This is a genomic window from Pseudomonas putida, from assembly GCF_002025705.1.
Taxonomy (GTDB): domain Bacteria; phylum Pseudomonadota; class Gammaproteobacteria; order Pseudomonadales; family Pseudomonadaceae; genus Aquipseudomonas; species Aquipseudomonas putida_J.
Window position 1 is genome coordinate 2904391 of record NZ_CP018846.1, and the last position, 22863, is coordinate 2927253.

24 protein-coding genes and 2 pseudogenes are annotated in these 22863 nt (G+C 59.9%); 12 read left to right on the top strand and 14 right to left on the bottom strand.

The genetic code is table 11. The features are described 5' to 3' along the window. Positions 1-426 precede the first annotated feature (426 nt). The 6 genes from BUQ73_RS13010 to BUQ73_RS13035 all read right to left on the bottom strand — a co-directional run bounded on the left by BUQ73_RS13010 (position 427) and on the right by BUQ73_RS13035 (position 7645). Entirely contained in the window at positions 427-768 is a 342-nt protein-coding gene (locus tag BUQ73_RS13010; protein ID WP_079228297.1) for a copper-binding protein, read from the bottom strand. After that, complete coding sequence (locus tag BUQ73_RS13015; protein WP_079228298.1) at positions 765-3923, bottom strand: efflux RND transporter permease subunit; 3159 nt, start codon at positions 3921-3923, stop codon at positions 765-767. The genes BUQ73_RS13010 and BUQ73_RS13015 overlap by 4 nt, the downstream gene beginning before the upstream one ends. Beyond that, positions 3920-5383 carry an efflux RND transporter periplasmic adaptor subunit gene (locus tag BUQ73_RS13020; RefSeq protein ID WP_079228299.1) on the bottom strand — a complete coding sequence of 488 codons (1464 nt, stop codon included), beginning with the start codon at positions 5381-5383 and terminating at the stop codon, positions 3920-3922. The genes BUQ73_RS13015 and BUQ73_RS13020 overlap by 4 nt, the downstream gene beginning before the upstream one ends. Beyond that, the gene (locus tag BUQ73_RS13025) at positions 5380-6636 is read right to left on the bottom strand and encodes a TolC family protein (protein ID WP_079228300.1); all 1257 of its coding nucleotides are present in this window, start codon (positions 6634-6636) and stop codon (positions 5380-5382) included. The genes BUQ73_RS13020 and BUQ73_RS13025 overlap by 4 nt, the downstream gene beginning before the upstream one ends. An 89-nt stretch (positions 6637-6725) precedes the next feature. Next, complete coding sequence (locus BUQ73_RS13030) at positions 6726-6977, bottom strand: hypothetical protein (protein ID WP_322114591.1); 252 nt, start codon at positions 6975-6977, stop codon at positions 6726-6728. A gap of 458 nt (positions 6978-7435) precedes the next feature. Beyond that, positions 7436-7645 carry a hypothetical protein gene (locus tag BUQ73_RS13035; protein WP_079228302.1) on the bottom strand — a complete coding sequence of 70 codons (210 nt, stop codon included), beginning with the start codon at positions 7643-7645 and terminating at the stop codon, positions 7436-7438. A gap of 102 nt (positions 7646-7747) precedes the next feature. On the opposite strand from BUQ73_RS13035, the pseudogene BUQ73_RS28650 reads away from it, so the two are divergent. The 3 genes and pseudogenes from BUQ73_RS28650 to BUQ73_RS28655 all read left to right on the top strand — a co-directional run bounded on the left by BUQ73_RS28650 (position 7748) and on the right by BUQ73_RS28655 (position 9119). Then, positions 7748-8164: pseudogene (locus tag BUQ73_RS28650) on the top strand (hypothetical protein). Between the two features lie 488 nt (positions 8165-8652). Continuing rightward, a complete protein-coding gene (locus BUQ73_RS28960) occupies positions 8653-9030 on the top strand; it encodes a polysaccharide lyase family 7 protein (protein WP_079228305.1) in 378 nt (125 codons plus the stop codon). After that, positions 8988-9119 carry a polysaccharide lyase family 7 protein gene (locus tag BUQ73_RS28655; RefSeq protein WP_161492844.1) on the top strand — a complete coding sequence of 44 codons (132 nt, stop codon included), beginning with the start codon at positions 8988-8990 and terminating at the stop codon, positions 9117-9119. Before BUQ73_RS28960 ends, BUQ73_RS28655 begins: the two co-directional genes overlap by 43 nt. A 54-nt stretch (positions 9120-9173) precedes the next feature. On the opposite strand, the gene BUQ73_RS13055 is transcribed toward BUQ73_RS28655, so the two are convergent. The 3 genes from BUQ73_RS13055 to BUQ73_RS13065 form a co-directional block, all read right to left on the bottom strand. Beyond that, positions 9174-9413 (bottom strand): hypothetical protein, encoded by a 240-nt coding sequence (locus BUQ73_RS13055; protein WP_152031551.1) that lies wholly within the window; start codon positions 9411-9413, stop codon positions 9174-9176. 86 nt (positions 9414-9499) lie between these two features. Next, positions 9500-9679, bottom strand: coding sequence for a hypothetical protein (locus BUQ73_RS13060; RefSeq protein WP_079228307.1), 180 nt, complete (start codon positions 9677-9679; stop codon positions 9500-9502). Between the two features lie 257 nt (positions 9680-9936). Then, positions 9937-10860, bottom strand: a complete 924-nt coding sequence (locus BUQ73_RS13065; protein ID WP_079228308.1) for a hypothetical protein — start codon at positions 10858-10860, stop codon at positions 9937-9939. 201 nt (positions 10861-11061) lie between these two features. Between BUQ73_RS13065 and BUQ73_RS13070 the strand changes: the two genes are divergently transcribed. Further along, positions 11062-11295, top strand: coding sequence for a hypothetical protein (locus BUQ73_RS13070; protein WP_416171843.1), 234 nt, complete (start codon positions 11062-11064; stop codon positions 11293-11295). 81 nt (positions 11296-11376) lie between these two features. Further along, positions 11377-11625: a hypothetical protein gene (locus BUQ73_RS13075; protein WP_079228309.1), complete on the top strand. Its 249-nt coding sequence runs from the start codon at positions 11377-11379 to the stop codon at positions 11623-11625. A 17-nt stretch (positions 11626-11642) separates the two neighbouring features. On the opposite strand, the gene BUQ73_RS28025 is transcribed toward BUQ73_RS13075, so the two are convergent. Together BUQ73_RS28025 and BUQ73_RS28660 are read right to left on the bottom strand one after the other, a co-directional pair. Beyond that, on the bottom strand, positions 11643-12344 hold the full coding sequence (locus BUQ73_RS28025) for a hypothetical protein (protein ID WP_152031552.1): 702 nt from the start codon (positions 12342-12344) through the stop codon (positions 11643-11645). A gap of 255 nt (positions 12345-12599) precedes the next feature. Continuing rightward, the gene (locus BUQ73_RS28660; RefSeq protein ID WP_322114592.1) at positions 12600-12989 is read right to left on the bottom strand and encodes a DUF4145 domain-containing protein; all 390 of its coding nucleotides are present in this window, start codon (positions 12987-12989) and stop codon (positions 12600-12602) included. A gap of 87 nt (positions 12990-13076) precedes the next feature. Between BUQ73_RS28660 and BUQ73_RS13090 the strand changes: the two are divergent. From BUQ73_RS13090 to BUQ73_RS13100, 3 genes and pseudogenes are all read left to right on the top strand, one after another. After that, positions 13077-14220, top strand: a pseudogene (locus BUQ73_RS13090) (tyrosine-type recombinase/integrase). A 20-nt stretch (positions 14221-14240) separates the two neighbouring features. After that, positions 14241-15827, top strand: a complete 1587-nt coding sequence (locus BUQ73_RS13095) for an ABC-F family ATPase (RefSeq protein WP_079228312.1) — start codon at positions 14241-14243, stop codon at positions 15825-15827. A 241-nt stretch (positions 15828-16068) separates the two neighbouring features. Next, positions 16069-17262, top strand: coding sequence for an MFS transporter (locus BUQ73_RS13100; protein WP_079228313.1), 1194 nt, complete (start codon positions 16069-16071; stop codon positions 17260-17262). Here BUQ73_RS13100 and BUQ73_RS13105 read toward each other — a convergent pair. Beyond that, entirely contained in the window at positions 17233-18267 is a 1035-nt protein-coding gene (locus BUQ73_RS13105; RefSeq protein WP_079228314.1) for an alpha/beta hydrolase family protein, read from the bottom strand. The genes BUQ73_RS13100 and BUQ73_RS13105 overlap by 30 nt on opposite strands. A gap of 132 nt (positions 18268-18399) precedes the next feature. Beyond that, positions 18400-19011, bottom strand: coding sequence for an FMN-dependent NADH-azoreductase (locus tag BUQ73_RS13110; protein ID WP_079228315.1), 612 nt, complete (start codon positions 19009-19011; stop codon positions 18400-18402). A 185-nt stretch (positions 19012-19196) separates the two neighbouring features. Here BUQ73_RS13110 and BUQ73_RS13115 point away from each other — a divergent pair, with 185 nt between their 5' ends. The 4 genes from BUQ73_RS13115 (at position 19197) to BUQ73_RS13130 (ending at position 22433) form a co-directional block, all read left to right on the top strand. Next, on the top strand, positions 19197-19976 hold the full coding sequence (locus tag BUQ73_RS13115; protein WP_079228316.1) for an AraC family transcriptional regulator: 780 nt from the start codon (positions 19197-19199) through the stop codon (positions 19974-19976). A gap of 93 nt (positions 19977-20069) precedes the next feature. Next, positions 20070-21029, top strand: coding sequence for a quinone oxidoreductase family protein (locus BUQ73_RS13120; protein WP_079228317.1), 960 nt, complete (start codon positions 20070-20072; stop codon positions 21027-21029). A gap of 109 nt (positions 21030-21138) precedes the next feature. After that, the gene (locus BUQ73_RS13125; RefSeq protein WP_079228318.1) at positions 21139-22062 is read left to right on the top strand and encodes a LysR substrate-binding domain-containing protein; all 924 of its coding nucleotides are present in this window, start codon (positions 21139-21141) and stop codon (positions 22060-22062) included. Positions 22063-22073: 11 nt separating this feature from the next. Beyond that, the gene (locus BUQ73_RS13130; RefSeq protein WP_027919175.1) at positions 22074-22433 is read left to right on the top strand and encodes an MmcQ/YjbR family DNA-binding protein; all 360 of its coding nucleotides are present in this window, start codon (positions 22074-22076) and stop codon (positions 22431-22433) included. Here BUQ73_RS13130 and BUQ73_RS13135 read toward each other — a convergent pair whose 3' ends face one another. Then, complete coding sequence (locus BUQ73_RS13135) at positions 22434-22862, bottom strand: DUF1294 domain-containing protein (protein WP_079228319.1); 429 nt, start codon at positions 22860-22862, stop codon at positions 22434-22436. It lies immediately after the preceding gene. Position 22863 lies beyond the last annotated feature (1 nt).

Below are 22863 nucleotides of genomic sequence, written 5' to 3' on the forward strand. Positions count from 1 at the left end.
ACATTTGGCGCTACATCGTGATCGGTAGTTATCGACTGTGGGATGGGTAACCGACCGCCTCTGCCTATTTCTGCCCTTCGCTAGCGGCCGCATTGGGTCGATAACAGTCGTTTGCAGAGGCCGATTTCGAGACGCCCAACAGATGCGCCCAGGCGTAGGGTCTCCTGAACGGTTTTCAAGACCGTGATACAAGCACCCAATCCATGCGGCGTAACGGAGGCACTGTCTAATGACGCAAAGTGAGTGTTTCACACGCCTGCGCGCTCCGCTCGCAAATAGCGGGTAGTCGTGGGGCGACAGCCGGGAAGATGGGACTGTAATGCTGTTGATGCGGCAGGTTCGGAAGCGGAAACACGACGGCAGCTGGTACATGATGCTCACGCATAACAGCATGTACCAGCACGCTCTTGATATAGGCTCGAGGATTTACTCTTTACGTATATCAACAATCGTCGCGGTGCTGTCGTCCATCCTGAAATCAAACGCTACCTTATCTCCCACGTTCAATTTTTCGAGCTGCTGCGTAGAGGCTTTGAATCCCATGGTCATGGCTGGCCATTTCAGCGCCGCCACCGGTCCATGCATCAGGGTCACTTTGCCGACCTGGGCGTCTATGGCCTTTACCGTCCCTTGCGCGTGAGCGGCAGGTGCTGTCTGGGCTTCCTTCATGCCCATTCCATCCATGTTCATTCCTGCCATGGCGTCTTCAGCTTGCGCGCCTGATGCAAAGGCGAAGAGCAGTGCAACACTAAGGTAGCGTTTTTTCATCGGAGTTCTCCTGGTGTGGAATCATGAGTGGCTACAAGATCGCGGCGCCGGACCAGCCAGTACGCCGCGGGAATAACTAAGAGAGAGAGCAAGGGTGCGGTCAGCATTCCGCCTACCATGGGTACGGCGATGCGGCTCATCACTTCGCTGCCAGTACCGCTGCTCCAGAGAATGGGCAGCAGGCCTGCGACGATCACCGCCACAGTCATTGCCTTGGGCCGGATGCGTTGAACCGCACCCTCACGGATTGCCTCCAGCAACGCCGGTTGCGTGCGCTCACCATTGGCCTGTCGCTCGGCCCAGGCGTTATTCAGGTAGATCAGCATGATCACCCCGAACTCGGCCGCAACCCCGGCCAAAGCAATGAAGCCAACGCCGGTGGCCACCGACAGATTGAAACCCATCAGGTACAGCAACCACACACCGCCAGTGAGGGCGAAAGGCAGAGTGCCCATGATCAGCAGAGCCTCACCTAGGCGGCCAAAGGTCAGATACAACAGGACGAAGATGATGGCCAAGGTCGCCGGTACCACCCAGGCCAACCGAGCGTTGGCGCGTTCCAGATACTCGAATTGACCTGAATAGCTCAGACTGACGCCTGGATCGAGCTTCACTTCCCGGTCAACTGCCTGACGCAGATCAGCGACCACAGACGACAGATCACGGCCGCGAACGTCGATGTACACCCAGCCAGAGGGACGGGCGTTCTCGCTCTTGAGCATCGGCGGGCCTTCGGCGATTTGCACGTGGGCCAAGGTACCGAGGGTTATCTGGCCCCCTTGTGCGGTGTAGATCGGTAGTTCACGCAGGGCATCGACTGAATCCCGCCATTCGCGGGGGTAGCGAACGCTGATCGGGTAACGCGCCAGGCCTTCCACCGTCTCGCCGATGGTTTCGCCACCAATGGCGCCGGCGACAATGGCTTGCACGTCGGCGATGTTCAGGCCGTAACGGGCAGCAGCGTGGCGGTCGATGTCGAGATCGACGTACCGTCCGCCGGTCAAACGCTCGGCCAGTGCCGAGGTCACGCCAGGTACAGACTTCGCTACCCGTTCGATGGCCAGGGTCGTGCGGTCGATCTGCGCCAGGTCGCTGCCGGCCACCTTTACGCCAATCGGGCTCTTGATACCGGTGGCGAGCATGTCGATACGGTTACGGATTGGCGGAATCCAGATGTTGGTCAGGCCCGGTACGCGTACGGTGCGGTCAAGTTCCTCGACCAGTTTCTCGCTGGTCATTCCTGGCCGCCACTGATCCTTGGGCTTGAGCCGCACGATGGTCTCGAACATCTCCAACGGTGCCGGGTCGGTGGCTGACTCTGCGCGACCGGCCTTGCCGAACACACTGGCGACTTCCGGCACCGTGCGGATCAGTCTATCGGTGCGCTGAAGAAGCTCCGAGGCCTTTTGCGCCGACAGGCCTGGCAGGGCCGAGGGCATGTACAGCAGGTCACCTTCGTCCAGCGGCGGCAGGAATTCCCCACCCAGGTGGCTCAACGGCCACAGGCTGCTGAGCAAGATCGCCAGCGCGCCCATCAGCGTCAACCACGGCCTACGCAGTACGACCTCCAGCGCCGGCCGGTACACGCGAATCAGCCCACGGTTGAGTGGATTACGCTGCTCGGCGGGCAATGGCCCACGGATCCAGTAGCCCATCAGCACAGGCACCAATGTCACGGCCAGCCCCGCCGCCGCCGCCATGGCATAGGTCTTGGTGAACGCCAGGGGTGCGAACAACCGCCCCTCCTGGGCCTGCAAGGTGAACACCGGCACGAACGACAGGGTGATGATCATCAGGCTGAAGAACAACGCCGGCCCGACCTCCACGGCGGCATCTGTCATGACCCGCCAGTGCTCGGCCCCTCTCAGCACCTGCCCCGGATTACGGGCATGCCAGGCCTCGACCCGTTTGTGCGCGTTTTCGATCATCACCACAGCGGCATCGACCATTGCGCCAATGGCGATGGCAATGCCGCCCAGTGACATGATGTTGGCGTTGATGCCCTGGTGCCGCATGATGATCAGCGCGATCAATACCCCCACCGGCAATGACACAATTGCAACCAGCGACGAGCGCAGGTGCCACAGGAAGGCGGCGCACACCAGTGCGACCACGATGAACTCCTCGATCAGCTTGTGACTGAGGTTGTCTACGGCGCGGTCGATCAATTGGCTGCGGTCATAGGTAGTCACCAACTCGACGCCGGCGGGCAGGCTTTTCTTCAGTGTTTCGAGCTTTTCCTTCACACGGGTGATGGCTTCCCGGGCATTCTTGCCGCTGCGCAGGATCACCACGCCGCCCACGGCTTCGCCTTCGCCATCCAGCTCCCCGATGCCCCGCCGGGCTTGAGGCCCGAGTTGTACTCTGGCAACGTCGCCCAGCGTTACCGGCGCGCCGTTTGCAGCCAAGCGCAGGGGGATGGCGCGAAAATCGTCCAGCGTCTTCAGGTAACCCGAGGCCCGCACCATGAATTCCGCCTCGCCCTGTTCCAGCACGCCACCGCCCGTTTCCTGATTGGCCTTGCCGATGGCGTTGGCGACCTCGCCCTGGGTGATGCCGAGGCTGGCCATGCGCAGCGGGTCGAGTACCACCTGGTATTGCTTGACCATGCCGCCAATGCTTGCCACTTCAGCGACATCCGGTACGGTCTTTAGCTCAAAGCGCAGGAACCAATCCTGCAGGCTGCGCAGCTGTGCCAGATCATGCCTGCCACTGCGGTCTACCAATGCGTACTGGTAGATCCAGCCAACGCCTGTGGCGTCAGGCCCAAGCGCTGGCTTGGCTGAGGCCGGCAGGCGCGACTGAACCTGACTCAGGTATTCCAACACGCGTGAGCGTGCCCAGTACACGTCAGTGCCATCTTCAAACAGCACGTAGACGAAACTGTCGCCGAAGGCAGAAAAGCCACGTACGGTCTTGGCGCCCGGTACCGAGAGCATCGTGGTGGTCAGCGGATAGGTGACCTGGTTTTCGACGATCTGGGGTGCTTGCCCTGGGTAGGAGGTACGGATGATCACTTGGGCGTCTGACAGATCGGGCAAGGCATCGATCGGCAGACTGCGCAGCGAAAATATCCCCCAGGCCACCAGGAACAAGGTAGCGAGCAGAACCAGTATGCGGTTGCTCACTGACCAACGAATCAGTATTTCGATCATGGCTGGTTCTCCAGCGCATTGATCTGCTCAATGACCATGCCATCGTCGCGCTCCCGAACACCAAAGTGGATACGCTCACCCACCTTGAGCCCGGTAATCAGCGTGGAGTCAGCCACCGGGAAAGTCATGGTCATCCCAGGCATTCCCAGGGTGACGAAAGGCCCATGGTCGATGGTCAGCTGATTACCTTCAATTTGTACGATTCGACCGTCTGCTTCATGCAGCTCGGGCGGTTGCGAGGCGGCCGGTGAGTCCGAGGCTGTGCTTGCCTCAATACCTTTGAGGCTGGCTTCGGAGTCGATCAGGAACTGTCCGGATGCCACGACTTTTTGCCCGGCCTGCAGGCCTTTCAAGATGGCAACCTGGCCGCCGTTCTCCTGGCCCAGCACCACCTCCACTGGGCGGAAACGGCCTTGATCTTCGGCCACCATCACCAGATCACGTTTGCCGGTGCGGATTACGGCCTCGGCGGGTAGCAGCAGGTAATCGGCGTTCTCGCCTGAGCGCAGCGCAACCTGCGCGGTCATTCCCGGCCGTAGCCGACCATCTTTGTTGGGCAGCTCAATACGCAGGCGCAAGGTACGGCTTTGCAGGTCTGCATCTGCGAGCAGAGCTGTCAGTTTGCCTAGAACGGTCTCGCCGGGATAAGCCGGCAAGTGGGCCTCTACTGCTTGCCCCTCGTGCAGGCCACTTGCTTGAGCTTCTGGCACAGCGGCTTCGAGCCACACATTCGCTATGCCATTGATACGTGCCAGAGTTGCGCCAGGTGCCACGGTCATTCCTGGGCGCAGATCCAGCGCCTGGATGACCCCGGCGCTCGGCGCGACCAGTGTTACCAGGTTCTGCACCTTGCCGCTGCGTGCGACGCGGTCGACCAGTTCACCCGGCATGCCGGCCAGCAGCAGGCGCTGGCGTGCTGCGGCTACCAACTGCACATCACCCAAGTGGCGCAGCGCGAGAAACTCTTCCTGCAGCCCAGCCCATTCCGGAGCCAGTACGTCCGCCAGAGGCGCGCCTTTGGCCACCACATCCCCCGTGGCTCGGCCATAGGTGCGTTCAACGAAGCCTGCGGTGCGTGCCTGGAGCACACTGAAATCTCGCTCATCGAAGGCCAGCACACCGCTGACCTGCAGATTGCGCTGCAACCGGCCACGGATCACCGTCGCCAGGCGTACCCCAAGGTTCTGTTGTACGCCTTGGCTGATTTGCACCGCAGGCGCTGCGGGGCCTGTGCCTTCTTCGGCGTACTTCGCTACCAGTTGCATGTCCATGAACGGCGACTTGCCGGGAGCTGGGAAGTGTTGCTGCGGGTACATCGGGTCGTACCAATACAACGGCTTCTGCTCCGCTGTTGCAGCGGGTGCTTGTGCAGATTGCCCTGGGTGCCCCAGCCAATAGCCTGTCCCGGTGCCAATGGCCAGGGCGAGTGCTGTGATCAAACCGATAGACGTGTTGTTCATGCACGCGCCTCTCCATATACGAAGTGCAGGCGAGCGGCGGTCGCCGCTAGCTGCCCTTGCAGGTCGATATCCTGTAACCGTGCCTCGATGCGTCGACGCCGCGCTGTGACCACCTCTTCCAGCGCCGACTTGCCTGCCCGGTAGTCGGCCAAGGCCAGGCTGACGCGTTGTTCGGCCAGCGGCAGCAAGGTTTCACGACTGCGCGTCACCGCCCGTTGCAAGCGTTGGTATTCCGCCAGGTCAGCTTCGAGCTGCGCTGTGTGCTCACGCAGTGCTGCTTCCTGTTCGTCCTCCAGTTGCCGTACCTGGGCCTGGCGAGCGGCAATCATCGGGTCTTGCCGCGACCCGCTGAACAGTGGCAGCTGGAAACTGACCTGCACGCTGACCATGTTGCTGAATTCAGGCCCGCGGCGTTGGTAGTCAACCTGCCAGCCCCAATCTGACTTTTTCTCGGCGATGGCCTGCTGCACCTGAGCTTGGGCTTCACGGGTCATGGCCCCGTAGGCGGCCAGCTCCGGATGGGCGTGCAGGGTGTGCAGGTAGTCAGGTGCGCGTACCGGCCACTGCGGAAACGTCGGCGCTTGTAATGCGTCGGCATCCTGTCCGATCCAGCGTTTAAGTGCGGCGCGGGCCTGGGTGGCTTGGGTCAGTAGTTGGTCCTTCTGCTCTTCCAGCTGCGCGGCCTCCTGGCCCGGGGCCAGGGCATCGGCGGAAGCGCCGCCCCCTGCGGCCAGGCGTGCACGTACCGCCGCTGCCAGCAGGCGGTTTTCGTTGAACAGATTGTCGAACTGCTGCAGTTTGCGTTGCAGGGTGTACGCGGTAATCCAGGCTTGTGCCGTGGCTGCACGCACTTTCAGACGCTCGAACAGCGCTTCGGCATCCGCCCGCTCGACCGTGGCCTGAGCGGTTTCGACCCGCGCTTTTCGTTTGTCGCGATTGGGCACCTCCTGAGAAAAACCGACTACCTGCATGGTCATGAAGTCTCGATTGGTACTCCATCGATCGCTGCCGTCCACCGGCAGGTTCTGCACGCCAAGATTCAGTCGTGGATCGGGTAGTTCACCCGCTGGCACAACGGAGTGACGTGCAGCGGAAGCCTGTTCCTGGCGTGCTTGAAGCGAAGGTGCGTTGCGCTCGGCAAGTTGCAGCGCATCGTCCAGCGTGAGCGAATTCGCCTGCGCCGATAGTACCGGCAGCAGGAGTGCCAGGGCGGCAGCAAACATCCGCCCTGAATGGGAACAAAGGGGAGTCATGAAGATGATTCCTCGAAAAAACCAGCGCACAGGCGCATGTCATCGTTCAGCCGCCGAGGCAGAACAATGGTGTGAGGTTTACGAAGGAATCAGGTGCGGGGAGGACGCCAATGGTCGGGGGGAGCCCTGGTCAGAAGGCCTTCGCCATAGGTATCGACAGGGCGAGGAGTCGAGAAGGTGAGCGCGGGCTCGAGCATGCTGACCTGCAATGTGCTTGCGGTCCTGCATTCCTGGCCGATTTTGCAGGCCTTGTTGGCGTGCTGAGAGGTTTTCCCCTGATCCTGATCCTGACAGCAGTCGTGCTCCATGCCTGCCATCATCTCCATGCCCATGGCTTGCATGGGACAGGGCTCAATGGGTGAGTCGACTCCTGCCATCCCGTTGAGAGGAAGCGAAAGTACGAGCGTCAGGAGGGTGAGCAGTCGCAGGATGCGGATCATAGGGGCGAGTGTAGGTGATTCTGGTTATCGCAACATTAACTATGCCTTTGTTGAGAATACGTAATTACCTCAGCTGAATACTGCGACGTGACAACCACCTGATTGATCTGCAAGAGCCCGGGCGCTCAGCCTAGCGCAAAGCCCGTCACCTGGGCAGTAGTGAGCTGGCCGCGTTTGAGCAGCGATCAATCTTTTCTCGCTGCGCTTTGTTGCCTTCAATCGCACTCACCGAAGTGACAAATGAGAGTGCAATCCATGCAGCAGCTATCGCGTAGCACATTGAACAGGCCTCGAATAAAATCGAGGTGAATGAAACACCATTCCAAACTAATTTGCCACCATGCAGGGTGAAGCAATGATCACTCCTTCTGGGAGTGGAACGGCGCGAAGGTCATGCCGAAAAACCAGCCCCCGATCATGGCTAGCCAAATCGACTTGTACCCGTCGACGTTGTAGGCAAGCCAGTGGTTGATAGCCGTGATCACAACGAACGCTGCGAAAAATTGCTTGCGGGAGTACCTGCTCAGATAGCGGGTGGCAGCTGATTCGAATTCTTTGAGCTTCTTCACTGCATTTCATCCTTGAAAAACTTCCGTAATCGTACCGCATCCCCTAACTCAGAAACCATGCCGCATCCGGCCACGGAGGGCGGCGCATGCATGGAGAAAGCCATGAGCAACTACAACTGCGACTACGTTCGCCGTCACTACGACGTGCCGGCCGAGATCGGGCGCCGCGTGATCGCCAACGGTGAGCCAGGCGTGATCATGGCCGACCGTGGCCACTACATCGGCGTCATCCTCGACAACGACCCGAAGAAGCGTATCCGCAACTACCACCCAACCTAGGAGATGCAGTACGGCGAGATGGCCGAGAAGCTGCCGCTCAAGCAGTGGGAAGTGCTCACCAACTGCATGTACGACTGGGATGACGTCAGGTACATGCATGGCGATGCCCGCCATTACGTGCAGCGAGTGTGGGCGGCAACACGCAGTCAGGCCAAGTACAGGGTTTACCAGGACCTGGCCGAGTGCTTCAACGACGACGCCACCGCCATGCTGAACTTCAAAGTTCGCGCTGCCGCCTGACCCTCCGGCGCTGCCCGCCAGCGCCTCAGCGCTTGTCGTGAAGCTCAGGCGGCCAAGCGCTGAAAAGCATGTACATACCTGGACCACCTATCCAAACCCAGTTGCTGCTTGGCCACACTACTGTCACAGCGATCCAGGCGACGATAAGCGAAACCCCAGTTCGCCGGCGGCGCCTTGGAGTGAGCCACTCCTGCAAAGCCTTATGCCTCTCCCGCAGCCCCATTACCACCCTCCTTGTTTGGTAAGCGGCGAAGCATATCACCCTCTCAAACGATGAACGCTACTCGGCAAGGGCGGCGCCTGCACTGGAGAGAATGATGAAGACTTTCGGCAACATCACCGCCAACGGAAAGGTCTATCTGTATCCCGCCGAGGCGCCAGCAGATCGCCTCTGGATAGACCAGAACGGGCACACCAACTACCGGTGTTCAGTCCAAGACCACACCACTTGAAGCTCCAAGTACCCGCGCACCGAGGGCCGACAGACGCTGCCTGGCTCCTCTGCATCGTTCAACTGGGTGCCAGGGAGCGATAAGCACTCCATGGCAGGCCGGGTACGAGTTGAAGCCGTACCTTCGAGCGGCAAGGTCATCATCGGACAGATTCATGCGGTCAACTCGCCTAACCCATTCCTCATGGTGACCTGGTGGAGCGGATCGGTGCGAATCGAGTCGCGCAATGTGCCGCTCGGGAGCGCTCGAACGCTGATTGAAAAAGCGGTCCCGCTGGGCCAGTCCTTCAACTACAGCGTGCAGGTCGACGAGCTCGGGGAACTGAGTGTTTTTCTCGACGAGCTGCGCAGCGCTTCAGCAGTGAGCTCGACGTGGAAAAACTGCCGTTTTACTTCAAGGCCGGGGCCTACGTAATCGACAACAAAGGCGCGGCAACTGAGGGCGGCTTGGTTGTGTACGAGACCTTCGAAGTGCTCAACGGTGCGGTGCAGGTTGGAAGTTGAATTTATCCAACCCACGCCATGCTGCCTGCCCCTCCGTCGCTGCCCGCCAGCGCCTCAAACCTGGTCTTTGTCCTCAGGCTTAAGGCAGTACTTCTCATGCTCTTGCTGTGAGTAGCAGCCCTTGTCGCAGTTCAGGTAGTTCTCATAGTTCTGGCTCATGATGGCGATACCAATAAACGAGACGACTAGACACATCCATGCCAATGGGCCATAGAACGGAACCGTCGCGACCAGTCCCAAAAAAAACATTGCAAAGCCAACACAGAACCATCCTTTCGAATATTTTTTGGCCACTATCAGGCCTCCCTGCTCATGATTTGGCGAAGCATACCATCGCCTCGCTGAGCCACGCATATAGCGCTGCCCGCCAGCGCCTTCCCCTATTCAACGACAGAGTCGGCGCCCAGGCCTTTCCGGTAGCGGGGTATCGCAATGATCTGGCGCAGGCAGATGACTACTTCCTTCTTCAGGTCGTCATCCGGCAGACCGATCTTTTTCAGCATTGCCTGGGCTTCTTCCTCGATCGAGGCAAGGGCCTCGGTATCGCTTTTCAGTGTCAAGGCGACCTCCACCAGGTCGAGTCGACCATGAATTGATAGATCACCAGAACAATGCGCGCCAGCTGCGGCGCCTTCCCCAATTCAAAGATAACGCCTCCCCGGCGAGGGACTCATGACAACAGCAATCGATCTGTTCGCCGACCTCAGCGGATTGAGCACTGGCGCGCGCCGCAGGCGTCCGGCTTCTCGGAGTAGAAAGCTACTCCATCCATTGCTTTTTCGGCTCCAAGCATTTGCGATTGCGGTTGCATACAATCTTAATCTTCCGGTATGGGTGTGGCGTAGGCGATGACTACCTTCCTTGCCTTAGCCTCCGGGACAAATCGCGGAATACGTTGAAGCTCGCCAAGTTTTGGAGTTTCTACTTTACTCGCCACGATCAAATCGCCGGTAACTTGGAACTCTCGCCGATAAGCCCTGATACGGCAAGCAGCGTCAAGCGCGTAAGCGTGCCAGAATTTATGTATATATTTAGACACCTCGCTGAATGAACCAGCCCAGTCTGACATCACTTGGAAAACCGAAAAAAATTGAGGTTCAACCTTCAGCTTGTCCGCTACCTTTCCCCAACCATCATAATTCGAGAGCAGATCATCCCGGTCGAACTCGACCTTATAAATGGCCTGATCCGCTTCCGGATTATAAACTGCACTATGTACAAATGCCGGGATACCTACATGCTGGCAATAATTCCTCAGCTTATCTATAAAGCCGTATGGAAGCCCCACATCAAACGCCTTACCTGTCTCGACCTTCCACGCCTTAAATTCTGGCGAGCTCTCACCACCATACTCTCTGCGAAGAGACGATTCAGTTTGATCAATAAATGCTCGAACCGAGTTCAAGAAGTTAAAAAGCGCACCTGCTATAGCAATATCTAGCCTGGTACGAACCTCATCGGAGCTTGTTTTTCTAAACCTATAATCCGCCACCGCACCCACCGCAATCGCGTTAAACGAATTGATATTTACCTTAATACCACTCAACAATAAATCACACTCATGATAACAATTCAACTTTGCCTCATCAGACAAATACAAAGCATATTCATTCAAACTAAATTCCCGCAACCTACGATATATGCAATCAGCACCAATATTTTCAACGGAATAAATAGCAAACGCATCCTCGCCGGCCTTGTTGACTAACTCAGATGAACGAAGGGAAACGCTGGAGTCCATAATGATCCCTTTTCAGATTCAACCATCCATAATCATAACGGTGAAAAAAGGCTATGCCCATTACCTACGGAAGCGTCTGCAGCTGGATTGAAGCTGCAACTGAAGTCTGGCGCCGCTGAGTTAGCGCTCCCCACACCGCAAATCCCCTCAACGATTCCCGCCTCCCCGGCGAGGGCGGCGCCTGCACGCAAGGACAACGACATGACCAAGCAGCACCGCCTCCTGACGGACAACTGCACCGCAGGCCAGTCCTGGAGCGAGCACCTGACCGACGTGATCGAGGCGACCTACAGCGATCTGCGCGCCACGGCCAATCCTAGTCACCTGGTGCCGTCCGGCTGGATCGCCATCCCTACCGACACAACGCTCGACGAGGCAGAAGCGGCAAAGATCTTTGCTGCAGTCGGCGCCTGGAATCAGCAGAAAGCAGCATGAAACGCATCACCGCCCGCGTACGGCACGGCCGGCGCCAGCAACACATCAATCTGCCGCCCAGCGGCTTGGGAGGTATCAGCCATGGCGAAGACGCCGGCCCAGCGCAAGAAGGAACAGCGCGAGCGCGACAAGCTCTCTACGCAGGAGCGCGAAGGCAAGTTGCTGTCACGCCGCATTGTCACGGCCCTCTATCACAACACGGACAACGCGCTTAAACTCGTGATGCTCCGGGCTGAGATTGAGGAAGAGCAGGACCTTATATCCCGCCTGATCCACGGTGCCGACCGGCTCTCAGACAAACAGCTTGCATCAATACTCGCCACCTCGTGACAAGGATGCGTGACCGCTTACCACATTCGTTGTTCAGAGCGTCCGAATTTGGCCATCCAAACAATGAACTCCCTCCCAATGGGAGTGATGGTTAGTTTTACACCATCGTTATTTACTAGATGCCTAGCTGAAAGAAAGCCAAGGAAGGGCTCTAGAGCCCATCCATCTAAATTCGGCTTAAACCTCTCCTTATAACCATCCCACTCTCGGCTGACATCTTCCATAGACAAACCAGTGTCACCACGCTCATTCAACAGCTTGAGGAGTTGTATTTGGCCGCCGAATATCTGCGAATAAGTGTTTTCAAAGTAACACACGACCCTCCAGCCAATAGAGTCTCTACGCAAGTACTCCGCCCTCTCGGTCTCAGCAATACCTTCCATTTCTCTATCCAAGAAATCAGCAACGACTTGCGATGCACTTGGGAAGTCGGCGATAGGTGGAGATTTCTGCGGCTCACGAGGCGCCTCTACAGATTGGGTTGGAGGGATTGAGTCAACTTCAAACCCATCTGCACCTACTTTTTTGATACGTGGAATCACAGACTTTAGCTCTGCTTTAAAAGAGCAGATCACTATGAAAAACATAATCAGAACTGCATGCGGCCACCCCAAGCCAGACCAGAGAGTTTCACTTATGTTTTCAAGCCAGCTCCATACACCCCCCAAAACGCTTACAAGGCTTGGAAAACATTCGCTGATCGTAGTTTCTTCTTTCAAGAAGCTTACCTTCACTGGATAGACAGAACCAAACGCCACTATTACCCGAATTTAAAGACTTATACCAGCACCCCTTTCAAACGATGAACGGCTCCCCGACGAGGGCGGCGTCTGCACGCAAGGACCACAACATGACCTGTATGACATCCCTCGCCCTGCCCTTCGAAACGGAGCTGGTCGTCGATCTCTTCGCCGGTGGCGGCGGCGCCAGCAGCACATCAACCTGCCGACCAGCGGCTTGGATCTGTGACAGCTTTACTGATCAAGCGCAGGAAGTTGCTTTACAGCATCTAGACCCTTGAAAATTGACTTTGTCCTTTCGGGGATTATGTAAGTTCCAATAAGAATATATTCGATTACTTCTAGCGCCAGTAGGAGCTGATCCTTGGAGTGCGCTTGAGCGTTATGCGCCGCTCGGTTCCCGAGGACTCTAATCTTATGTAGCGTCTCCACACCTTCCTTTGTAACTAAGGACTTAGCATGAAGATCATCAATTTTCTGATCAAGCTTTCGGCCCTTCGCATTAATATCTGAGCAGATAGTTTCGAGCAACGCTCTGATGGCAATACCACCGATTATAAACAGCTCGCTCTCAACGGCCGAGCGGGCTTCTTTATAAATCGTACCAATCCCCCAAGGCAGCAACCAATGGTCTAGAACCTTTGATCCTAAAACGCGGCCGGGATAGTAGGTAATGCTCTCGATCGAATAGGACTCGCCTGCCTCATAGTCATGATCGTACTCCTCAAAGTTTGTCGAACATACTCGAAACGATTGAATCGCCCCTATCCCCCGACACCGAAAGGCATCAAAGCTGCATCCAGTCTTCGCGATCAGGTAACTAGCCTCAACAAGCTCGGCCTCCTTGACCAGGACAAGTACGCCGAGCTATTCCCCAGCTCGCAGACCGTAGTTGGGGGAAAGCCTACCTTTGGCGAGTACGCCCAGCTCTGGCTGGACAGTCGCGAGATAACCCAAGGCACGCACAACAACTACAAAAGTGCCTCGAACCTGTATTGGGTACCGCGCCTGGCTATGGTCCGTGTTGACCTGATCACCACCACCCTGCTGCTGCGCATAATCGCTGACACCGAGTGGACATCGGCAAACGTCAAACGCAATGCGATCACAAGACTGACGACGATCCTTGGTGAAGCTACCCGGGAAGGCCTTCTGATCAAAAAACCTGCCGAGATGATTGAACTGCCGAAGCGATCGAGGAAGGAGATCGCCCCCTTCACCCTGGCAGAAGCCAACACCATCATCGACAAGCTGTACCAGCATAAGCAATGGCCGCGCCTCATCTACGCCGCGCTGTTCGAGTTCATGTTCTTCACTGGCCTCCGCCTGTCAGAGGCCTTGGCGGTTCGCTGGGATGTGATCGATATGGAAAAGAGGACAGTGCACATCAAGAGGACCGTTGCCCTGGGCAAGGTAGAGGAAAGGACAAAAACCGGCAGAGACCGGTTTGTCCTGCATGAACAATCGGGCCTTGCGAGCGATCCAGTTCGCGAGGGAATACGCGGACCGCCGTCGACGTGGTAAGGGAATAGTGACTGAAACGCCCTACCTGTTCCCGCCGTCGAAGAACGCCGAGTACGTGAAACAGACGTCTGATCTGCACAAACAGTGGGTGCCGGTGCTGAACGATTTGGGGATCAGGCGTCGCCCCCCATACAACTGCCGTCATACCTATGCGACAATATGCTTAATGTCCGGCCTCAACCCCGCATTTATCGCCCAACAGCTGGGTCACAGCGTGCAGATGCTGCTGTCGACGTATGCCCGTTGGCTCAACTCAAGCTCCGACTGGAGCGAGCTGGAAAAACTCAAGATTGGTATCGAATCGGTATCAGCTGAAAATCCAGCGTCGTAAGTTACTGATAGGTAAGCCCTTTGATCTCCACCGCCAACATCACCATGCAGTTCGGCTCCAAGCCGCTGTTCGAAAACGTTTCGGTCAAATTCAACAACGGCAACCGCTACGGCCTGATCGGTGCCAATGGTTGCGGCAAGTCGACCTTCATGAAGATCCTCGGCGGCGACCTGGAGCCGTCCGGCGGCCAGGTCATGCTCGAGCCGAACACGCGCCTGGGTAAACTGCGCCAGGACCAGTTCGCCTACGAAGAATTCACCGTGATCGACACCGTGATCATGGGCCACGGCCAGCTGTGGAAGGTCAAGGCCGAGCGCGACCGTATCTACTCGCTGCCGGAAATGACCGAGGAAGACGGCATGGCCGTCGCCGAGCTGGAAACCGAGTTCGCCGAAATGGACGGTTATACCGCCGAGTCGCGCGCCGGTGAACTGCTGCTGGGCCTGGGTATTCCGCTGGAGCAGCACTTTGGCCCGATGAGCGAAGTGGCGCCGGGCTGGAAACTGCGGGTGCTGCTGGCCCAGGCGTTGTTCTCGGACCCGGACGTGCTGCTGCTCGACGAACCGACCAACCACCTGGACATCAACACCATCCGCTGGCTGGAAACCATCCTCACGGCGCGTAACAGCACCATGATCATCATTTCCCACGACCGGCACTTCCTCAACAGCGTGTGCACGCACATGGCTGACCTGGACTACGGTGAGCTGCGCCTGTTCCCGGGCAACTACGACGAGTACATGACCGCGGCCACCCAGTCGCGCGAGCAGCTGCTGTCGGACAACGCCAAGAAGAAAGCCCAGATCGCCGAACTGCAGACCTTCGTCAGCCGCTTCTCGGCCAACGCCTCCAAGGCCAAGCAGGCCACTTCGCGCGCCAAGCAGATCGACAAGATCCAGCTGGCCGAGGTCAAGCCTTCGAGCCGTGTCAGCCCGTTCATTCGTTTCGAACAGACCAAGAAGCTGCACCGCCAGGCGGTGGTCGTCGAGAAGATGGCCAAAGCCTTCGATGAAAAGGTGCTGTTCAAGAACTTCGACATCACCGTCGAAGCAGGCGAGCGTGTTGCGATCATCGGCCCCAACGGTATCGGCAAGACCACCCTGCTGCGCACGCTGGTCGGCGAGATGACCCCGGATGCAGGTTCGGTGAAGTGGACCGACAGCGCCGAAGTGGGCTACTACGCCCAGGACCACGCCCACGACTTCGAAGACGACATGACCCTGTTCGACTGGATGGGCCAGTGGACCAGCGGCGAGCAGGTCATCCGCGGCACCTTGGGGCGCATGCTGTTCTCCAACGACGAGATCCTCAAGTCGGTGAAGGTGATTTCCGGTGGTGAGCAAGGCCGCATGCTGTTCGGCAAGCTGATTCTGCAAAAGCCGAACGTGCTGGTGATGGACGAACCGACCAACCACCTGGACATGGAATCGATCGAAGCGCTGAACCTGGCGCTGGAAAACTACCCGGGCACCCTGCTGTTCGTCAGCCATGACCGCGAGTTCGTGTCGTCGCTGGCAACCCGCATCATCGAGCTGAGCGCTGATGGTGTGGTGGACTTCAGCGGGACCTATGACGATTACCTGCGTAGCCTGGGTGTCGTGGTCTGAGGTAGTTGACCTGGCCTGGTCGCCTTGTGGTGGCTGGGCCGGCCCCTTCGCGGGCAAGCCCGCTCCCACAGGATCACCACTGATAGCGGTGGAGAACCTCGTGGTGGCTTGCCCGCGAAGAATCCACCGCCCATTCCATGGGCAACCACTCTGCGACGAATAATTCGTTAGCCTGCTTTCATTTCCTTCGCGCAGCGGCCATGATTACGGCACGCCCAACCGCCCGCCCGCGAAAGAGCCCATGACCGCGCAACAGCCCGCCCCCGCCAGCAGTACCTTCAGCATCACCCTGCAGATCCTGTCGATCGTCTTCTACACCTTCATTGCCTTCCTCTGCATCGGCCTGCCGATCGCGGTGCTGCCCAGCTATGTGCACGACCAGCTGGGCTTCGGGGCGGTGATTGCCGGGGTGACCATTGGCCTGCAATACCTCGCCACCCTGCTCAGCCGCCCCTTTGCCGGGCGTGTGGCAGATACCTTGGGGGGCAAGCAGGCGATTCGCTATGGCCTGTTTGGCATCGCCGGTTGTGGGGTGCTTACGCTGCTTTCGGCCTGGTCGCTGCAGGTGCCGCTGCTGAGCCTGGCGCTGCTGCTCGGCGGCCGCGTGCTGCTGGGCCTGGCCCAGGGGCTGATTGGCGTCGCGACCTTGAGCTGGGGCATCAGCCAGGTCGGCCCTGAACACACGGCACGGGTAATCTCATGGAATGGCATTGCATCGTACGGCGCAATCGCCATCGGTGCGCCAGTCGGTGTACTGGCGGTCGCTGGCCTGGATTTCAGCGTGCTCGGCCCTGCCCTGCTGGTGCTGGCCGTGCTGGCCTTGCTGGTGTTGCGCAAGCGCCCGGATGTGGTGGTGACGCGCGGCGAGCGGCTGCCGTTCTGGTCGGCGTTCGGCCGCGTCGCCCCCTGCGGCCTGGGGCTGACCCTGGCGTCGATCGGCTACGGGACCCTGACCACCTTCGTCACACTCTATTACCTGGAACGCGGCTGGGTCGGTGCCGCGTGGTGCCTGAGTGCCTTCGGCCTGTGCTTCATCATTTCGCGGCTGTTGTTCGTCAACGCGGTCAACCGCTTCGGTGGCTACAACGTGGCCATGGCCTGCATGGCCACCGAAGTGCTCGGCCTGAGCCTGCTGTGGCTGGCACCCTCGCCGCCCTGGGCGCTGGTCGGTGCCGGCCTTACAGGCTTCGGCCTGTCGCTGGTGTACCCGGCATTGGGTGTCGAGGCGATCAAACAGGTGCCGAGCAGCAGCCGCGGTGCGGGGCTGGGGGCTTATGCCGTGTTCTTCGACATGGCGCTGGCCATCGCCGGCCCGGTGATGGGCGCGGTGGCGGTGCACCTGGGCTATGCTTCGATCTTCTGCGTCGCTGCCCTGCTGGCCTTGGCCGGGGTCGGCCTGACGCTGCTACTGGCGCGGCGCGGACGTCGCGGCTGAGCGCTCGGCCGGCTCCGGTGCGCCCAGGGCCTGGGTGAAGAAGGCCGCCGTGTCGCGCTGCAGTGAATGGTGGATGTGGCGCCGGTCGACGCCATCGGCGTCCTTGCACAGGGCCGGCATGCGCGCATGTTGTTCTTCGTCACAGCGAGCCATGAACACGAAGTGCCCGGCCCCGGCCAGCAAACGGTAGTCCGGAGTGATCGGCAGCTTGCGCGCCAACTCCTCGGCGTTGCGGTCCACCGCCACCAGTTGGTCGCTGTCGCCGCTGTAGATCAGCGCGGGCACCTTCACGCCGGCCAGGGCATGGCGGCCGAACATCAGGCTCAGGGGGGCCATCAGCATCACCGCACCTACCCGTGCGTCAGCCTTGGGCGCCAGTTCGCTGCGGTCGGCAATCAGCACGCCGTGGGTCTTGCAGGCATCGGCGTCGCCCGGGCGCTCCAGGCAATAACGGCGCAAGCGATCCAGGTCAGGCTGGGCGCCAGACAGGATCAGTGCGGTTTCGCCGCCGGCCGAATAACCGATCACACCGACCTTGCCGTCATTCAGATAAGGGCCAAGCAGCGTGTCCTCTCGGGCGGCGCTGATGGCCTCGCTGACCTGCAAGGGCCGACCATAAAGATTGCTCAGCGTGCCCAGCCGGCTGTGGTCACGGGCGTTGTCGCCCGGGTGCACGACCGCCACCACCACGAAGCCCTGGCGGGCCAGGGAGGTGGCCAGGTAATGCAACGCCAGCGGGCTGCCGGTGTTGCCGTGGGACAGCACCAACAGCGGAAACTGCCCGAGCGCTACCGGGGCCTCTTCGGCGACGTTGATGGGGTAGCCGTCGATGCGGATATTGCGCGGTGTGCCGTGTGACGGGTAGAACGCCAGGGCCTGCATCGGCCTGGCATCGACCGGGTCGTCGAGGGTCATGTGGTGCAGCCCGGCCACCCAGGTCGCAGCCTCGGCATGGGCCAACAGGCCGCCGAGCAGCAATGCCAGCAAACAGCGGGGAGTGTTCATCGGTCAGCTATCGCGCAGCGGGCACCAGGATAGCGTCAGCATAGAACCGGTGCGGCCGCCGGCAGATGAAAACTGGATGAAAAAAACCGGCTGGCGCACGGGGCACCAGCCGGTTTCTTGGTCGCCAGGCGATCAGGCCGCGGCGAACAGCTCGTTGGCAATCTGCGCCTGGGCGGCATCGATGGCCTGAGTACGCTGTTCCGGGCCGTAGGCCAGGCCGTGGGCGCGGACCACTTCCAGGTCGGTGATGCCGATGAAGCCGAGGAACACCTTGAGGAAGTCCTCATGGCCAACGCCGGTCGGCTGGCCTGCGTGCAGGCCACCGGCGGTGGAAACCAGTACCACTTTCTTGTCGCCGCACAGGCCTTCCGGGCCGGCTTCGGTGTAGCGGAAGGTCTTGCCGGCTACGGCAACGCGGTCAATCCAGGCCTTGAGCTGGGTCGGCACGCTGAAGTTGTACATCGGCGCACCAATCACCACGGCGTCGGCGGCGAGGAATTCTTCCAGGGTTTCGGCGCTCAGCTTGGCTTCGAATGCCTGGGCAGCGTCACGGGCTTCTTCCGGGGTACCAGCTGCCACCAGGGTGGCGGACGAGAAGTGGGCGATGGCGTCGGCGGCCAGGTCACGGTAAACCACTTCGATGCTCGGGTCTGCGGCTTTCCAGGCATCGACCACTTCGCGGCTCAGTTGGCGAGAGGCGGAATTGTCGCCCAGGATGCTCGAATCGATATGCAACAGTTTCATGGGACTCTCCAGTGAGTGAAGACCGCGGCGGTGGGCGATCACGATGGGGGTCATCCTACCGGGGTGTCGAATGGCTGATAAGTCGGTAAAAATGCGTTAGTTCGTCCCACTGGTGGGACAACCGATAAAAGTTGATCCGTGTATAGTCATGCCCACAACGATCTATCTCCCCGGAAATACCCGTCATGGCCGTCGCCACTCCACCTGACCTCGCCAGTGCGCAACACCCGATCCAACCGCTGGCCCGTACCTACCCACGAGGCTTGGTAATCGAGCCCCACCTGCATGATTGGGGGCAGTTGCTGTATGCCGAAAGCGGCGTCATGTGGGTCGACACGCCAAGAGCAGCCTTGCTGGTACCGCCCCATCGGGCCGTCTGGATCCCCCCGCAGCTCCATCATGGCATTCGTGTGGTGTCCGACCTGGAGATGCGCAACATCTACCTGCGCGAAGAACTGGCCATCCGCATCGGCAGCGAGCTCTCGGTCGTGGAAGTCAGCCCATTGCTGCGCGAACTGATCAGGCGCCGGGTCAGCCTGGGGCCTGAAACCGACGACATCTACCGGGATGCGCTGGAGGGCTTGCTGGTGATCGAACTGCGGCGCGCCCGCAGCGCATCGCTGCAGGTGCCCATGCCAGCCAATGGCGATCGACGGTTGCGCAGCCTGTGCGAGAACGTCTTGCGCTCGCCTTCACTGGACGTGTCGTTTGAACAGCATGCCCAGGCCATCGGCGCCAGCACGCGGACACTGGCCCGGCTGTTCAACGTGGAGCTTGGCCTGGGCTTCACCGAGTGGCGGCGCCAGGTGCAACTCGCCTACGCGTCTGCGCGGTTGCTCGATGGCGCCGCAGTGAGTGCGGTCGCTGACGAACTGGGCTTCAACCTGGGCAGCTTCAGCGAGATGTTCCGGCGCTCGGTAGGGGTCGCGCCTTCTGTCTATGCCATCCACCACCTGCAGAGTTGAAGCCAGACTGTCCGATACGCGTAACTATCTGGCAGGCACGGCAAAACGGACCACCTTAAGCTGGGACGCATCATCCACTTGAGGTAACGCATCATGAAGGCTCTGCAGTTCACGGCTACCGGCAGCATCGACCACCTGGCGCTGGTCGATCTACCTACCCCGGTTCCCGCTGCCGATGAGGTTCTGGTCCGGGTCAAGGCTGCAGGCCTTAACCCCAGCGATGTGAAGAATGTCCTTGGGCGCTTCCCCTACACCACGCTGCCTCGCGTTCCTGGCCGGGACTTCGCCGGCATTGTCGAGCAGGGCCCGGCTGACATGATCGGCCAGGCCATATGGGGTACGGGCAGAGGCCCTGGCTTCCTGCGCGATGGCTCCCACGCCGAGTTCCTCACCCTGCCGGCAAGCGGCGTGGCATTGAAGCCGAACAGCCTGTCGTTCGCCCAGGCGGCGGCCATCGGCGTACCGTTCACCACCGCCTACGACGCGGTCGAGCGCACCGGCATCAAGGCGGGTACGACCTTCCTGGTCATTGGTGCCAATGGCGCCGTAGGCAGTGCGGCGCTGGCCCTGGCGAAAATCCGTGGAGCGCGGGTACTGGCCGCCGTGCGCAGGCCAGAGCAGGCCGCGGCCCTTGAAGCCAAGGGCTACCCGGCGATCGTCCTCGATTCCGCCGAATCGTTGGGCGCTCAGGTGGCAGAAGTGTTCCCGGGCGGTGCGCAAGTGGTGTTCGATACCACCGGCTTCTGGCTGCCGGCATCGGTATCCGCGCTGGCCAATTTCGGGCGTATCGCGATCATTGCCGCCCCCGTCGACGGCATCGTCAATTTCCCGGCACTGGCGCTTTACCGCAAGGGTGGCGTACTGGTGGGCGTGAACTCACTCTTGTATGACACCACCCAGTGCGCGGCCATGCTCAAGGACTTCGGCCATTATTTCGACGAGGGCTCATTGCCGGCACCAGAAGGTGTTCGGGAAGCCGCGCTGGTTGATGGCATCGCCGAATACAAGGCTGTTGAGGGGGGGAGCAGCGACAAGACCGTACTGATTCCCTGACACCCACTCAGACCCGCCGGATCACTTCCCGCGGGTCGTTTACTCTTGCACACCAGCACACATCGGACTCAGGCATAATGGCCCCCTATTCCCCTAAGGTCGTTCGAAAGTGCCCATTGGTGATCCCCGCAATTTGAGTGACCTTTTCTATTTCGCAAAGGTCGTGGAAGCCGGTGGTTTCGCTGCAGCCGGACGGCTGCTCGGCATTCCGAAATCAAGGTTGTCCCGGCGTATTGCAGAGCTGGAGGAGCGGCTTGGCGCCCGCCTGCTTCAGCGAACCACGCGCAAGTTGCAACTCACGGCACTGGGCGAACGCTATCTGCGCCACTGCCAGGCGATGCTGCTTGAGGCAGAACAAGCCGATGAAGTGATCGCCAGCGTGACCAGCGAACCACGTGGCCCTCTGCGGGTGAGCAGCCCTATCGGGCTGGCCAATCAGTTTCTCAATCCCCTGGTGCGGGACTTCCTCACGCGTTACCCGCACGTCCAGCTCGAACTGCTGCTGGTCAATCGCCGCGTCGACCTCATCAATGAAGGGATCGATGTCGCATTGCGCGTGCGCGAAGCAGAGGACGAAGAACCCAACCTGGTTACCAAGCGATTGCGCGAGGCCCGAACGGAAGTTGTGGCATCACCCGAATTCAAGGCAACTCACGTCGTCGCTCACCCCAAGGAGCTGACGGCGCTGCCTTTCCTTGGTGCACTGGACGCCGATCGGCTCGCCAGAATGCGCGTGTTCAACGAGGCCGGCGAGCGCTTCGAAATCGCCATGCCGGCCCGCCTGGGTGTGGAAGACTTTGTCATGCGCAAAGAGGCGGCAATGGCCGGCCTGGGCTTCACGGTATTGCCGTTGATGCATTGTGAAAGCGAGCTTGCCAGTGGGGCGCTGGTGCGCATGCTGCCCGACTGGCGCTGCGCACCTGCCTGGCTCCAGGCGGTCTACCCGCACCGGCGTGGTGTTTTGCCGGCTGTCCGGGCCTGGCTGGATCACCTTGAACATGCATTCGATCTTTGTGGTGACCGGCCCCTGTAGAGGAGAACGTCATGTCCAGGCAGAAAATGACCGAAGAGCAGGTGGCAGCGTTCTGCCTGAGCCTGCCAGGTGCGCGGGAAGACTACAAATGGGGCGGCATCCGGGTATTTTCCGTGGCTGGCAACAAGATGTTCGCAGTGCTCGACCTGGCTGGGGCTGGGTTGTCGTTCAAGGTAGCCGACGAACTGTTTCTCGGCTATTGCGACCGGCCTGGCGTGCGGCCGGCGCCTTATCTGGCCCGTGCCAAATGGATCAGCATGGAGCCGCCCTACCCCATGGGCCGGGATGAACTGTGCGACCTGCTGCAGCGCTCGCACCAGCTGGTAGTGCGGCGGCTGCCGAAACGGCTGCAGGCAGGCCTGCTGAGCTGATCAGTTGAACGGCAGGAACCGGCTGCCCAGGAACAGGTAGTCGAGCCAGAACACCTGGTGCAGCAGCACGATGCCCCAGAACACCAACTGGTAAGACAATTTGCGTGTCTTGTGCCGCAACAGCTGCTGAGCAACCAGCGCGCCGGGCCAGCCCCCCAGCAACTCGCTGGCATGCAGTACCTTTTCTGGCGTGCGCCAGGCATTGCCCTGGGCCTGACGCTTGTCCTGCCAGTACAACAGCAGGCTGATCAGGCTGACCAAGGGGTACAACGCCAGCGGCACCCAGTTCTGCCCGCTCCAGCCCATCTGCGCCGTACCTAGCCCCGGCAACAGGCACAGCACACCCAGCAGCACCAACTTCAGGCGCGCATTGCGCACGCCCTCTGTGCGTTCTGCGCCGCGTGGCGCTGTGCCCTGTGCGCGCGCCATG